The sequence below is a fragment of the Candidatus Zixiibacteriota bacterium genome, from assembly GCA_035380245.1.
In the GTDB taxonomy this organism is placed as follows: Bacteria; Zixibacteria; MSB-5A5; order GN15; family FEB-12; genus DAOSXA01.
Genome location: DAOSXA010000003.1, coordinates 63,259 through 76,551, shown reverse-complemented (window position 1 = coordinate 76,551; position 13,293 = coordinate 63,259). Strand labels below are relative to the sequence as shown.

At 52.0% G+C, this 13,293-nt stretch carries 13 protein-coding genes and 1 tRNA gene; 7 read left to right on the top strand and 7 right to left on the bottom strand.

What is annotated here, in order from left to right; genetic code table 11:
• Positions 1-5 precede the first annotated feature (5 nt).
• The 5 genes from PLF13_10730 to PLF13_10710 are packed head-to-tail and all read right to left on the bottom strand — an operon-like array spanning position 6 to position 3,419.
• Positions 6-668 carry a deoxynucleoside kinase gene (locus PLF13_10730; protein ID HOP07752.1) on the bottom strand — a complete coding sequence of 221 codons (663 nt, stop codon included), beginning with the start codon at positions 666-668 and terminating at the stop codon, positions 6-8.
• The gene (gene folK, locus PLF13_10725; protein HOP07751.1) at positions 649-1,158 is read right to left on the bottom strand and encodes a 2-amino-4-hydroxy-6-hydroxymethyldihydropteridine diphosphokinase; all 510 of its coding nucleotides are present in this window, start codon (positions 1,156-1,158) and stop codon (positions 649-651) included. Before folK ends, PLF13_10730 begins: the two co-directional genes overlap by 20 nt.
• Positions 1,151-1,570 (bottom strand): dihydroneopterin aldolase, encoded by a 420-nt coding sequence (folB, locus tag PLF13_10720; GenBank protein ID HOP07750.1) that lies wholly within the window; start codon positions 1,568-1,570, stop codon positions 1,151-1,153. The genes folK and folB overlap by 8 nt, the downstream gene beginning before the upstream one ends.
• Positions 1,567-2,748, bottom strand: coding sequence for a pyridoxal phosphate-dependent aminotransferase (locus PLF13_10715; protein HOP07749.1), 1,182 nt, complete (start codon positions 2,746-2,748; stop codon positions 1,567-1,569). The genes folB and PLF13_10715 overlap by 4 nt, the downstream gene beginning before the upstream one ends.
• Before the next feature lie 11 nt (positions 2,749-2,759).
• Positions 2,760-3,419 carry a class II aldolase/adducin family protein gene (locus PLF13_10710; protein ID HOP07748.1) on the bottom strand — a complete coding sequence of 220 codons (660 nt, stop codon included), beginning with the start codon at positions 3,417-3,419 and terminating at the stop codon, positions 2,760-2,762.
• Positions 3,420-3,776: 357 nt separating this feature from the next.
• Here PLF13_10710 and PLF13_10705 point away from each other — a divergent pair, with 357 nt between their 5' ends.
• Positions 3,777-5,195 (top strand): trypsin-like peptidase domain-containing protein, encoded by a 1,419-nt coding sequence (locus tag PLF13_10705; GenBank protein ID HOP07747.1) that lies wholly within the window; start codon positions 3,777-3,779, stop codon positions 5,193-5,195.
• Positions 5,196-5,293: 98 nt separating this feature from the next.
• A complete protein-coding gene (locus tag PLF13_10700; GenBank protein ID HOP07746.1) occupies positions 5,294-6,148 on the top strand; it encodes a sigma-70 family RNA polymerase sigma factor in 855 nt (284 codons plus the stop codon).
• Positions 6,149-6,221: 73 nt separating this feature from the next.
• On the opposite strand, the gene PLF13_10695 is transcribed toward PLF13_10700, so the two are convergent.
• The gene (locus PLF13_10695; protein ID HOP07745.1) at positions 6,222-8,114 is read right to left on the bottom strand and encodes a hypothetical protein; all 1,893 of its coding nucleotides are present in this window, start codon (positions 8,112-8,114) and stop codon (positions 6,222-6,224) included.
• A gap of 150 nt (positions 8,115-8,264) precedes the next feature.
• On the opposite strand from PLF13_10695, the gene PLF13_10690 reads away from it, so the two are divergent.
• The gene (locus PLF13_10690) at positions 8,265-9,920 is read left to right on the top strand and encodes a glycosyltransferase family 39 protein (protein HOP07744.1); all 1,656 of its coding nucleotides are present in this window, start codon (positions 8,265-8,267) and stop codon (positions 9,918-9,920) included.
• On the opposite strand, the gene PLF13_10685 is transcribed toward PLF13_10690, so the two are convergent.
• Positions 9,821-10,786 carry a D-glucuronyl C5-epimerase family protein gene (locus PLF13_10685; protein HOP07743.1) on the bottom strand — a complete coding sequence of 322 codons (966 nt, stop codon included), beginning with the start codon at positions 10,784-10,786 and terminating at the stop codon, positions 9,821-9,823. The genes PLF13_10690 and PLF13_10685 overlap by 100 nt on opposite strands.
• Positions 10,787-10,907: 121 nt before the next feature.
• Here PLF13_10685 and PLF13_10680 point away from each other — a divergent pair.
• From PLF13_10680 to PLF13_10665, 4 genes are all read left to right on the top strand, one after another.
• A tRNA-Leu gene (locus PLF13_10680) sits at positions 10,908-10,994 on the top strand.
• Positions 10,995-11,348: 354 nt separating this feature from the next.
• Complete coding sequence (locus PLF13_10675) at positions 11,349-11,669, top strand: metalloregulator ArsR/SmtB family transcription factor (GenBank protein ID HOP07742.1); 321 nt, start codon at positions 11,349-11,351, stop codon at positions 11,667-11,669.
• Positions 11,670-11,681: 12 nt separating this feature from the next.
• A complete protein-coding gene (locus tag PLF13_10670; GenBank protein HOP07741.1) occupies positions 11,682-12,980 on the top strand; it encodes a permease in 1,299 nt (432 codons plus the stop codon).
• A gap of 57 nt (positions 12,981-13,037) precedes the next feature.
• The gene (locus tag PLF13_10665; protein ID HOP07740.1) at positions 13,038-13,274 is read left to right on the top strand and encodes a thioredoxin family protein; all 237 of its coding nucleotides are present in this window, start codon (positions 13,038-13,040) and stop codon (positions 13,272-13,274) included.
• Positions 13,275-13,293 lie beyond the last annotated feature (19 nt).

The window sequence follows — 13,293 nt, the reverse complement described above, 5'->3', positions numbered from 1 at the left end:
ATACATCACTCTCTTATCAAATCACCCGCCGGGGCATAGTATATTTTGCCCTTGATCGGCTTACGAATCTGGTCAATCAGATCATCGAAATGCTCAGGATTGTTGACGAAATCTATTCCATCGGTCTTGACCACCAACAGCGGGGTGTCGGTATAATTGAAGAAATAATAGTCATAAGCACTGTTGAGTACTTCGACATACTCGAAATCGATCGACTTCTCGAAGGTCAGATTACGCTTTTTGATACGCTGTAGTAAAATCGGGGTCGAAGCCTGAAGATAAATTGTCAAATCGGGACGCGGCACATCGCGCTCCAGAATCGGTGCGATCTTGTCGTAAAGGGACAGTTCACGTTCGGTTAGATTAACCGAAGCGAAAATGGCATCCTTGGCAAACAGGTAGTCGGCTACGATACGCTGAGCGAACAGATCGCGCACCATCAACTGTTGCTGTTGCTGGAACCGCGACAGCAGGAAAAACAACTGACATTGGAAGGCATATCGCTTGCGGTTTTTATAGAAATCAACCAGGAAAGGATTCTCGAACACCTCCTCGTTGATCAACTCGGCCTTGAGACGCTCCGCCAGCATTCCGGCAAAGGTAGTTTTCCCGACGCCGATCACGCCCTCAACGGCGATATAATTAGGTTCAAAAATCTCTTGCGACATGATCCTTATAGAGCATCACGCTCTGACGCCCTTCCTCGGTCAAAAACTCCGCCACCGCTGTCCCGGTCACGGGATGAACTATATCCGGATCGATCTGCAGCAGCGGCACCATCGCGAAAGGCCGGTTGAGTAATTCCCGATGCGGCACCGACAACCGGTCGGTTTCGATCACCTGCTGCCCGAACAAGAGGATATCAAGATCGATGGTTCGGGACTTTTTCTCTCCCTTCCCGGTCCGGCCGAGCTGCTTTTCGATCGATTCCAACGCATTGAGCAATTCGGTCGTTTTGTATTGATAGTCCCCCATGATGACCTGGTTCATGAAAGCCGGCGCCTCATCATCCATGTCCACCGCCTCAGAGACATAGATACCCGACACCGCGACAACTTCGAGCCCTTCCAATCGCTTCAGTTTGTCGAGAGCGGTATGCAGGTTTTTCTCGCGGTCGCCCATGTTGGAGCCGGCGAGGATGTAAACAGTTTCAGCCATTACCTTCGTCCTGTTCTTGTTCCCGGCGATCGCTGATCAGCTTGGCCGTGTCAGCCTGCGACCGCGTGATTTGTACTTCTATGAACTCTATATTTCCGGCAATCGGCGGCGCAAGTTTGCGCACACGTAACGTAACCCGGTAAATATCGAATGAATCGAGAAGGCTCCGCGCTATTTCCTGCGCCAGCGCCTCAAGCAATGAAAATGCTTTTCCCTCGACGATATCTTTAATCGTTTCGTATGCCTTGGAATAATCGATCGTATCAGTCAAACGGTCGGTGCGACCGGCATCGGCCAGGTCCACCTCCAACTCAGCGTCGACCTCGAACACACGGCCGGTTTCCCGTTCTGCGGCCGCCACTCCGTGGTAGCCGTAAAAACGCATTCGGCCCAGACGAATAATATCCTTCATGTCGAGTCCCCCAGCCTTATGATACGTTTCTTGCGGACAATCGACTCCACGGCGGCTTCATAAGCACTCGCTCCGGCCGTCAGAGACAAACGCAGAAAGCCCTCTCCGTTCTCACCGAAGGCGATCCCCGGTAAAACCAGGATCTTAGCCTGTCGGAAAAGAACGCGGGTGGCACGAGCAGATGGTGTCCGTTTCTCGATCCGAGCCCAAATAAACGGTGTGGTATCACTATCCTGGCGTTCGAGATTGAGTTTATCGAGCAGTTTCGAAGCTTCGGCTGCCGCCAGCGTTCCATCCTTACGAACCTGCGATAATCCTTCTGAGGGGTATTTTCTGATCGCCGAAAGAGCCATCTGAACCCAGGCTGAGGCAAAAAACGGTCGCTGATAACGCTGGACATGTTCGAGCCCGGCAATGATCTCTTTGCTGCCGGCAACGAATCCCAGCGGCATCGGTGGTAGACCGAAGAAAAAGGCCATCGATGCCATCTCGGCTCCGACCTTGCGACCGCCGACTACACTCAACAGCGAGACCGATTTTCTTTCAGCATAGTTTTGGTAGGCAGCGTCGTTGATCACGAAGATATTTTCTCGCCCCGCCAACCAGACCAGATTGGCCATTTCGCGCTCATTCAATTCCGCGCCGGTCGGATTGTGTGGCGAATTCACGAACAACAGTCGCGCCACTCGCCCCAGTCGCGTGCTGAGTCGGGCAAAATCCGGGTGCCAGTTGTTCTTAGGAGAAACCGAATACCCGACCGTCTCGCCTCCCGCTGCCACCACTGCGGCCCGGTAAACCGGCCAGCCCAGATCGGGAACGAAAGCCACGTCACCATAATCGATAAACGCTTGCCCCAGATCCATTACGGTACGGGAACTTCCCCCGGTAAGGATGATCTCGGAACGGGGATTGAGTCGTACTCCGTGGACCGATCCGTACCAGTCGGCAATAGCTTCTTTCAATTCGGATAGTTCAGCGACCGAGGCCGGTCCAAGAGAAGTTGCTTCGAAAGGTTCATGGTCGGATATCGACACCGGCCATTTGAAGCGAGCCAAATCAATCAGTTCGGTCCTCTTGATTAATGTATGCTCCCGCCTGGGAGAAACGTATGACTCCAAATCAAGCGGCAGTTGATAAAGGCGGTTGGCCTTCTCAATGATAACTTTTTTCACCGGCATTGAAGAACCTGTCAGGATTTCTGATCCCAGAACTTATCGAGTCTGGCCCGCATTTTTTCGAGGCGTTGAAAATCTTCCGAAGGAATGGTGTCGACGTTCCCCAAACGGCGTGCCAGGGCCACAATGTGAGCATAATGCTCAACCGTCTCATGGCGATTATAAGCTTCCTCCAGCGACCGACCGATGGTCAGGAGGCCGTGGTTACGCAGCAGAAAGGCATTGCTGTTTTCCAGATGCGGTTCGAGCGATTTCGGAACGGCATCGGTCCCTGGCGGAGCATAATCGGTTAACGGAATTTTACCGACAAACAACACCACTTCCGGCAGAATGTCTTCACCAAGGGGAATTCCGGCTACAGCAAACGAGGTGGCGTGTGGCGCGTGAGAGTGAACGCAAGCCTGGATATCCTCACGCTCGCGGTAAACGGCCAGATGCATGGCCATTTCCGAGGAGGGTTTTCCTTTCCCCTGCAGGAGCTTACCGGCAAAATTGACGATTACCAGGTCATCCGGCGTCATTCGTCCTTTGGCCAATCCGGAAGGAGTTATCATTACCCGATCTTCATCGAGACGGACACTGATATTGCCGTCGGAACCGGCCAGCATACCACGCTCGTAGAGACGGCGGCCGATTTCGGCCATTTCTTTTCTGATCACAAACGGTGAGAGCATACTGGCTGCAAGGTAGATGAGGTTGGACTAAATGTCAACTCTTAAGCGGTTCGATGCGAGCGGCTAATCCCTTGAAAATCGGCACGTTAGAACGGCATTACGGGAAAAGACAACCACTTTTACTCAATTCGAGTAATAACTTACCGCGAAAGGTGAGTTTTTTTGCACCTGAGTATGAATTTCTACGTTTAATAACCAGAGCACATGAATTTAGGTATTTTACCCCTTGCATTTTCAGGGTAAAGCTGCTATTTTATGCGGTTGTCTCATTGGAGGAGTCGATCATTGGCACGTGGATCTCATTCCGAGGACGCGAAAAAACATACTAAGGGGCCCCGCACAGCAGCCATGTTAATCATGGCTGTTATTTTCACCGCTATCGGTGTTCTAATCGCCCCTAATTTCCGAACTTCTATCCCGCCCGCCTCGGGGGATGTGTCAGGTTTGGTACAGGCCGACGTATACCCTTTAATCGAGCAGAACGGTGAGTACGTTTCTCCGTTCGTAGCGGTGGTCGAGAAGGTCCAGGATGCGGTAGTAAACGTTTCGGCCCGTTCGCGCACTGAACGTGTCGCCTGGTGGCAACCTCAGGGAGTTCAGACATCGTCGGGCAGCGGTTTTTTCTTCCGTGACGACGGCTATATCCTGACCAATAACCATGTTGTCGAAGGGGCTGAGGAGCTTTGGGTTCATACCTCATCAGGTTATAACTACGAGGCCAAGCTGGTTGGCAACGATCCCCAGACCGATCTGGCCGTTATCAAGGTCGAACCGGAAGAAGAGATTCATACTATCCCGTTCGGTAATTCCGATGATGTCAAGGTCGGTGAATGGGCCATAGCTATCGGTAATCCCTTCCCGCAGCAAGGCTTAGACAGATCGGTTACGGTTGGAGTCATCTCGGCTATGGGTCGAAGCAATTTACAATTCGGCCGGGAGACACCTGATTATCAGAGTTATATCCAGACGGACGCTTCGATCAATCCGGGTAATTCGGGCGGCCCGCTGTTGAATCTCAAGGGAGAATGTATCGGCGTCAATGCCGCGATCAGCAGCCCAACCGGTGCTTCAGTAGGAATTGGTTTTGCCATCCCGATCAACCTGGCCCGGGCTATCGTTCCAGACTTGATAACCAGCGGTAAAGCTCATCGCGGCTGGCTCGGGGTATGGTTCCACGAGGTAACCCAGCGTGAAGCTAAAAGACAAAATATGGACCGGGTTATCGGCATCACCATTGATTCCGTCTTTGCCGGCTCTCCGGCCGATGTTGCCGGTCTGCGGACCGGAGATATTGTGGTTAAGTTTAACGACCAGTCGGTCGATAACGCCGGAAAGTTGTCGGTTCTGGTATCGACAGCGAAAGGTGGGGCACCGGTTCCGATCGAGGTAATCCGAGACGGACAAAAACTTAATTTTACGACTCAGGTCGTGGACCGGGATCAATTTCTCTCCAACTTGCCCGAGGAAACCGTAACTCCGAGCGAAGACGCACGGATCTGGTTGGGCATGGAAATAACTACCGCCACTCGCCAGTTGGCGCGAGCCACCGGTAACGATTTCGTTGAAGGAGTTTATATCCTTCGGGTCTACCCCAACTCGGCGGCGGATCTGGCCTCGATCGTGCGGGGGTCGGTAATAATACAGGTGGGAGATCGACCGGTGCAATCGGTGGATGAACTGCAGGCACTGGTTGAAAAGATGGGACGTGTTTCCCGGGTGTCGTTGATCGTACTGGAGCCATCCGGATCGCTGACACGTAAGGAAATACGGTTATAACGTTCGAATTCAGGTGTTTTGTTGAAGTATAGAGAGTAGCGGTTCTCATAGGATGAGCCGGCTGTTTGTTTAATAACGGAAGGAGTTAGTCGAGTAAAGTGGCTAAACAATCCCTAAAATATCGCGATGAAGATCGGTCTCTGGACCTCTATCTCCGCGAAATCGGGGAAACACCTCTCATTACCGCCGACGAGGAAGTGCGGCTGGCCAGGAAAATAAAGCAGGGCGATAAAAAGGCCCTGGAAAAACTGACCAAGGCCAATCTGCGTTTCGTGGTGTCGGTGGCCAAACAGTATCAGAACCAGGGTCTGTCCCTTGCCGACTTAATCAATGAAGGTAACATAGGACTCATTAAAGCGGCCAAAAGGTTTGACGAGACTCGCGGGTTCAAGTTTATCAGTTACGCCGTCTGGTGGATTCGGCAGGCGATTCTTCAGGCTCTGGCCGAACAGAGTCGTATCGTAAGGTTGCCGCTTAACCGGGTCGGTACTCTGCATAAGATAGGTAAGATTTCCAGTCGCCTGGAGCAGGGCCTCGGCCGTCTGCCCTCGGCGGAAGAAATCGCCAAGGAGCTGGAGCTGACCGAGGGTGAGGTTGCCGACACCCTCAAGATATCCAACTCGCATCTGTCACTCGATGCACCGTTCTCTACCTCCGAGGATAATTCGTTGATCGATGTCCTCGAGGATGAAATGCAGCCTTCACCGGACGAATCATTGCTCAGCCAGTCGTTGCGGGTCGAGATCGAGAAGGCGCTCGACTCCCTTACCCCGCGCGAAGCCGAGGTGATCAACCTCTACTTCGGGCTGAACCATGAGAAGGCTTTGACGTTGGAAGAGATCGGGGCTCGGTTTTCGCTCACTCGTGAGCGAGTGCGCCAGATCAAGGAAAAGGCGATTCGTCGCCTGCGGCATGCCTCGCGCAGCCGTTCTCTCCGCGCCTATCTGAACTGATAGCTGTTCTACATTGATAATAGAACCGCCCTTGTTTTCAGGGGCGGTTTTTTATTGATTCGTCTTCTCGCTGTCAAGGAATGAATCTGAAATGCCCGAGTGAGTACTTACCGTCACCGCCGAATCCCACGACGCAGATGCTGTCGATTTCAGCTCCACGCAGTAGCTCATCGAGCGCGAGCGTATCGACACGCATCCCTCGCTCCGGTATCCAATGCAACTGTATCGTGTCCTCTATCGGTTCAATCCCGGCGGCATAAAATACTAGTTGGTAGAAGTCGTTGTGATCTACGGCAAGCTCAACTCTGCCCCCGGTTGGATGCCCGACATCCACAATCACCAAACCGTTGTCGCACAGCACGTGACATAGAGAATCGTTGAACGGTGTACCGAGAGCGACAGGAGTGCACACTTCATCCAAACTCAGACGCCAGGGGCGCTTCAGGAACCGATCCAGAAGTACATCGTGATAACCGAAGTTGAAGCGCCATATCACGCCAAGACGTTCCAACGACCAGAGATTGCCACGGGTGAGTATACACAATGTATCGTAGTACTGCGCCAACGATGAATCCACGATGAGATTGACGTCATACTGGATTGATTCCAGATATCCCTCCGGTTTTGATCTATTGAAATGTCCAATGCGCCATTTGAGGCTGTCAGCGGTAGGCAATCTGCTCAGCAGCGGGTCAGTGAGAGCGTGATTGTCGATAATGCGAATGCGAGGGCCAGCGAAATAGCCAAGCATACCAACGCCGCTGGCCGTGATGGCACTTGGACCGTTCTGCGCTTCATAGCCCCGTTTCACCCATGGATGATTGGGAATAAGGCTGTCCAAAGATTGGACCAACAGACCGGTACCTTGATACCATCCGGCGCGCTCATCGGAGATACCATGATCCCAACGCTTGATCTCCAGACCCTTGCCATAATCTGCACCGCATATGATCGGCGCCGAGGGCCACAGCAAACCAAGTATCAGTAGCCCGATCCATACGGTCGTCTCCTTGGTGAAAGTCGGTTTGATTTCCGATCGCGATAGCACAATCAGAGAGAGTATAATTGGGGCTGTTAGAAAGCGACCACTCATAAAATCACCACCGACCCATACCACATACACTAGACAGAGTACTATGGATGCTGTAGGTGCGAGGAGCTTTCTATCGCGGCAGTTGATACCGTAAACCGCACCCGCCGCAATTAACGCTGCTGAGAAGGGCGACCATTTGATCAGATTGATGAGATAGACCATGCCTTGGGATATGAGGGCATCGCGAGGTATACCGCTACCCAGCTTGGCATAGGCCGTATTGGGAAAAGGCACACCGTAATACCATAGCGAGAAAACCAACCACAACACCAACGGCAACCAGCCGAGCGCATTGACTCTTACTACGTCCTTTGATTTAAGACAAAAGTTCGCCCCTATCAGCGCCGGTCCAACCAACAAAATGTTGTCCAGACGCGTTAGAACCAGGAGCGAGGCCAAAACAGTTAGCAGGAGAACCGATCGTACGTTCCCGGGTTTTATGAGAAATACCCAGTAGAACACCGTCAACAATAGGTAGCTAAGCGGGTTCTCCAATCCCGAAGCGGCAAAATCAACCAGCGGTTTACTGAGAAGAATGGCGAAGACACACAGCATCGCCGACCAAAAGGAATCACCGATGTACCGAACCAAAATAATGAAGGCCGCTGCTGAAAGTAGGATCGAGAGAATAATCGAAGTGAAATAGAGTTCGCCCGAAAAGAACGAAACCGTGGTGAGCAGCATCATCCACAGTGGATGGGTGTATCCCTGGACACGTTCGGTGACGTTCCAAACCGGTCCGAATCCATCAATAATGTTGGACACTGTCCGGAACGTGATGTAAGCATCGTCGCAAAGCCAGGCCGATCGAACCACGGTGAGAATCACAGTCACCAGTCCCACCCATAGCCACACTTTTTGAATTCGTCCCATCTGCTACCGCCTTCCACGATCATAGCATGTCTTTAAATCGTCCACCGGTTCGTACAAGAATAGTCCGCCTATGCAACGGCGTCAAGCAATAGGTAACGTGGCAACCTCCATACTAAATTCGGTTTGCCGTATCGGTTGTGAGGCGTTATCATGTCACCATTGATTATGCGTATAGGGACCATTAGCATCGGTTGGGACGAACTGAACAGTGACTCGTTCAGCGGTTGGTTGCTCAACGCAACGACCGCTTTTGCGGTTTTCTTCATTGTTCAGTTCCTTATGATAGCCGTCCTAAGAATCAGCTATCCGTTCGATCTGGAATGGATGGAAGGAGGCATGGTTGATCACATACTCCGAGTTATCGACGGTAGGCAGTTGTATGTTCCCCCGTCCCTAGAGTTCATTCCTTACATTTATCCCCCTCTCTATTACTGGGTCTCGGCGCCGTTCACCTGGCTGTTCGGTCCGACCGCAACGGGCGCCCGGCTGGTCTCGCTGCTGGCAACCTGTGGGACGATGATTGTAATCGCTACTCAGGTAAGATCCTTCACCAAATCTCGGCGTTGGGCTGTCGTTGGCGCCGGCATATATGCCGCCTGCTTCGAACTTGGCGGCGGATGGTACGATCTGGCCCGGGTGGACTCTCTCTACGTATTTCTTCTGCTCCTGGCGGTACACCTCCTGATGCGCCAAAGTTCAACCAAGGGCGCCGTCGCGGCGGGCCTGGTCGCGGCGCTTTGCTTCTTGACCAAGCAGACAGCTGCCGTGACTCTGGCGCCGGTATTCCTGGTGGCCTTCGCTTTTGACCATCGCCGTATCCCTCTTGCCGCTCTTACCGCCATCTTGGTTGGAGGTGGCATCATGCTGGAGATCAATCAAACGAGTGCTGGCTGGTTACGATTCTATCTCTTCGATCTACCGGCGACTCACGATCTTCATTATCGGCTCGCCAGTCGGCTCTTCTCGGATCAACTCATTCCGGAATTGCCCCTAGGCTTTGTTGCAATTGTCACGCTGATAGCAGCCGCTACGATGGCACCGCGAATGAAATCGAGATTGCTGTGGGGAGCATTTGCAATTGGTGTCATAGGATCATGCTCGATGAGTTATACCCATCTGGGTAGCTACCTAAATGTGCTCATCCCGATCTACGCGGTGGCTGCGGTCGCAATCCCCGTCTGCTCGGCAAGGGCAATGTCATTCGCGGGCTCACAGCCGTCACGTGCCCTCTCCAAGATGTCTTTGCTGATCCCGCTACTCGTGGTCGGACAGTTGACGATGTTGCTCTATCCCCCGGGTCGACACCTACCGTCTAAAGCAGACGCAGAAGCAGGCCGGCAGTTACTCAACAAGATTGCCAAAGTCGAGGGTGATGTCATAGTACCACACTTTGCCAATCTTACAGCCCGAGCTGGCAAATCACACTGGTTACATCAAATGGCCCTAAACGATATCAACAAGAGCCAATATACGTCTCTGGCAGCGATGCTCGAGCGTGACATCCGACAATGCATAACCGAGAGGCGATTCAGTGGAATTGCCATTGGCCGCTACCATGACGGCTGGATCGATAAGGCCTTCTACCGAGAGGGTGGACGACTCTTCGGAGACACGGGCGTATTCTGGCCGCGGGAGGGATTCCATCTCCGCCCTGAATTCCTTTTCATACCCGATGATCACACCTCTACAACCTCCGACCAAGTTAGTCAGTTGGTCACCCCGAAGTCCTTCTCCAGCACGTCGGCTGCTTCGACAAAGAGTGAATCGTTGGTCATTCGAAAGAGAGTCCGAAGTTGTTCGATGTGAAACCGGTGATAGCCGACTGAGGCCATGTGTCGGTGTCCCAGACAATAGAGGCTCCTCCCCCCCGGTTGGCGGAACTCGTTGAAGTAGTGTTTGAGCGTTGTCAACGAAGCTTCCCAAACCTCACACGCCAACGGGTCGTTGGAAACCAGGATATAGTCGTAAACACCAAACAAAGCTGCAATAAAACCGTTCAGAGTATGTCCTGGTCGACTCGGGTGCGGATATTCCTCGATCCAATAATAGCCGTCCGGATCGATCCAAGTCACCCAGTTTCGATCACCATCTCTAGTAAGAGTAAGAGAACGAAAAAGTTTCCGGGCAGCTCTCAAATAAACGCTGTCTTCAGTGATAACGAACAAACGGCTGCAAACCGACAGCAGTTCTCCCTGGGCCATACCTGAATACCAGGGAGCCCTTAGAAGGAGGCTCGAGTCACCATGAACAGCGAAGTCAAAGTCCATCGGCGACCACAATGCTCCCCGATCATCAATGCATCGATCAAGGAGCTTGTCGACGTACTTACGGGCTCTGAAGATGGCACGCTCGTCCCTCGTGGATAAGTAGGTACCTATATACACATAGGATTTGTTGCACAGAGAGACAGTATGGTAGTACGTTCCACCCATATAGTCGAAAAGCTCCACACTGTCGGCATCCAATGGCTCGCTGTATGTAAGCGACGCTTCCAGGTTGGATGTTTGGTATGGCAGCTGTTCAAAAGGCAGAACAAAAAAACCCTGATCGTTCCTGTTGGCCAAATCAAGGTCAGAAATTTCCATCGGTCCCTGGCAGGAAACGACAACAACCGCCAAGACCGACAGAAGAGTAATCCGTTGGATCGCAATTATCCGATGAGCTATGAGCATGACTCTTATTAGTAGAATGGCCTCTTTCCGTAAAGCTTAATCTTTACAACCGGTGTAATCACGTCCAGTTTTCCATTGCGTTTTTTGAAACAGCCAATATATTGTGGGCTGCAAAACTTCTGCCGAAGTGGTGGAACTGGTAGACGCGCTGCGTTCAGGGCGCAGTTCTCGCAAGGGAGTGTGGGTTCGAATCCCACCTTCGGCACCAAATATATCCCCCCGGTAGCAACCTCCCGGGGGGAGTATTTTAAGGGTTCTCTTGGTAGTTTTTTTTAATCCTTTACGGTTGACAGCCAAGCTACCCTTGCTATATTATCATTGAGAGCCAACTTATCATATTGGCTCTTAGTTCAGGGGGCTTGTCCTCCGGTTATAAAAAAAATAAACGCGGGTGCAGTTCCCCTCCCCCTGCACCTGTTATAGCGCCTTCCGGACCTCCCGGTCCGGAGGCGCCGTTTTTTTTATTATGTCCAACAATTGACTTACCTAATTCATATAGAAGTTGACTTGACAAAAGTCATTATTTGGCTATATTGCCAAACAGCCAACTATAAGGACTCTTATGGACGATAAAACAAAACAGCAATATGAAGCCCGCGCACAAGTCATCAAGGCACTGGCCCACCCGGCCCGCCTCTATATCGTTGACCGCCTCTCAGAGCATGATTTCCCGGTAGCAGAATTAACCGCGATGGTTGATCTCGATATGTCCACCGTCTCGAAACATCTGACCGTGCTAAAAAACGCCGGAATTGTTTCCTCGCAAAAAAACGGGACGCAGGTGTTTTATCATCTGGAGATGCCCTGTGTCCTGCAATTTTTCAGTTGCTCCGAGAAAGTACTCCGTGGCGCCGCGGATCATTACAGGCATATTCTCAAATAGCGTGAAAGCAGCATGAATAAAGAGCACCGCTCCATGTTTCTACTTGTCGGTCTATTTCTCGTTGCCTATTTCCTGCCACTGGGATCAGGTCCGCAAAGTAATGCTGTTATCGGTGCTCTGGCTCTGGTCAAATGGTATGCCCGCGAACATGTTGTTCTCTGCCTGGTTCCGGCGTTGTTCATTGCCGGAGCGATAGCAGTATTCGTTAAACAAGGCTCCGTACTGCGATATCTCGGGCCCGGAGCCAACCAGTTTGCAGCTTATTCAGTAGCCGCGATCTCAGGTGGTGTGCTGGCAGTTTGTTCCTGTACCGTACTGCCGTTGTTTGCCGGAATCTACCAGGTTGGCGCCGGCATTGGTCCGGCCACCACTTTCCTCTACTCCGGACCGGCTGTTAATATCCTGGCGATTGTCCTGACGGCCCGGGTACTCGGCCCGGAACTGGGACTGGCCAGAACGATAGCGGCAGTGGGGTTCAGTGTAGTCATTGGCCTCATCATGTATCTCGTTTTTCGGCGTTCCGAACAGGTTCGGACGGCAGCCATGGCGCTCGGCGATGAAGCCAAATCGGAACATCCCTTCCATCATCATGCCGTGCTTTTCATTCTGCTCGTAGCCGTTCTTGTTTTTGCCAATTGGGGTCAGGCAGATGATTCGGCCGGTTTCATGGCTAAGGTGTTTTTTTATAAATGGTGGATAACCGGATTCGCAGCCATGGTACTGGCAGTGGTGCTTGGACGTTGGTATCGGCTGTCCTGGAGGTGGCTTGGGCTCAGCGCGTTAATTGTCGTGATTCTGGCCGTTCTATTTCCAGATCATCCAATTCTCTCTTTCGGAATCGGTTCTCTCTCGCTTGCGGTTATCTTGAATAATTCACAAGGAGAAATGCGTGACTGGTTCGACCAAACGTGGGGATTTGCCAAACAGATATTGCCACTCCTGTTCGGTGGTGTTCTTGTTGCCGGACTCCTTCTGGGAAGCCCCGGAAACTCCGGATTCATACCAACCACCTGGATTGCCTCATTGACCGGCGGCAATTCGATATGGGCCAATCTGGGGGCATCGGTAGCCGGCGCCATGATGTATTTCGCAACATTGACCGAAGTCCCGATTCTCGAAGGCCTCATCTCCAATGGTATGGGACCGGGACCGGCTCTGGCTTTATTGTTGGCCGGCCCGGCCGTTTCTCTTCCTAATCTGCTAGTTATCAGGAGTATCATGGGGACGAAACGAACTATCGTCTACCTTCTTCTGGTGGTTGGCGGTGCAACCGTGAGCGGGATACTTTATGGTTTTTTACAAGCAGGATGATAAGTTGAATCGAATACTCTTGTTGTCTCAGAGTATTCAAGATTGACGGAGGATTAAATGAAGAAGATCCTGGTTTTAGGGACCGGGTGCCCCAAATGCGAGAAGCTGCTCGAACATACCAACCAGGCGGTAGAGCAAGCCGGTCTTTCCTGCGATATCGAGAAAGTTACCGACATTCAACGCATCGTTTCATTCGGTGTGATGATGACACCGGCTCTGGTGATCGACAACAAGGTCGTAGTCAGCGGGCGGGTCCCGGATGTAACTGAGATTATGAAAATGCTCCAAGCCTGAGAAGACTCGTTCGAATAAA

Coding starts and splice junctions, on each gene's coding strand:
- PLF13_10705 (HOP07747.1), top strand. CDS start 3,777: ATGGCTGTTATTTTCACCGCTATCGGTGTTCTAATCGCCCCTAATTTC.
- PLF13_10730 (HOP07752.1), bottom strand. CDS start 668: ATGTCGCAAGAGATTTTTGAACCTAATTATATCGCCGTTGAGGGCGTG.
- PLF13_10715 (HOP07749.1), bottom strand. CDS start 2,748: ATGCCGGTGAAAAAAGTTATCATTGAGAAGGCCAACCGCCTTTATCAA.
- PLF13_10670 (HOP07741.1), top strand. CDS start 11,682: ATGAATAAAGAGCACCGCTCCATGTTTCTACTTGTCGGTCTATTTCTC.
- folK (HOP07751.1), bottom strand. CDS start 1,158: ATGGCTGAAACTGTTTACATCCTCGCCGGCTCCAACATGGGCGACCGC.
- PLF13_10665 (HOP07740.1), top strand. CDS start 13,038: ATGAAGAAGATCCTGGTTTTAGGGACCGGGTGCCCCAAATGCGAGAAG.
- folB (HOP07750.1), bottom strand. CDS start 1,570: ATGAAGGATATTATTCGTCTGGGCCGAATGCGTTTTTACGGCTACCAC.
- PLF13_10690 (HOP07744.1), top strand. CDS start 8,265: ATGTCACCATTGATTATGCGTATAGGGACCATTAGCATCGGTTGGGAC.
- PLF13_10695 (HOP07745.1), bottom strand. CDS start 8,114: ATGGGACGAATTCAAAAAGTGTGGCTATGGGTGGGACTGGTGACTGTG.
- PLF13_10675 (HOP07742.1), top strand. CDS start 11,349: ATGGACGATAAAACAAAACAGCAATATGAAGCCCGCGCACAAGTCATC.
- PLF13_10685 (HOP07743.1), bottom strand. CDS start 10,786: ATGCTCATAGCTCATCGGATAATTGCGATCCAACGGATTACTCTTCTG.
- PLF13_10710 (HOP07748.1), bottom strand. CDS start 3,419: ATGCTCTCACCGTTTGTGATCAGAAAAGAAATGGCCGAAATCGGCCGC.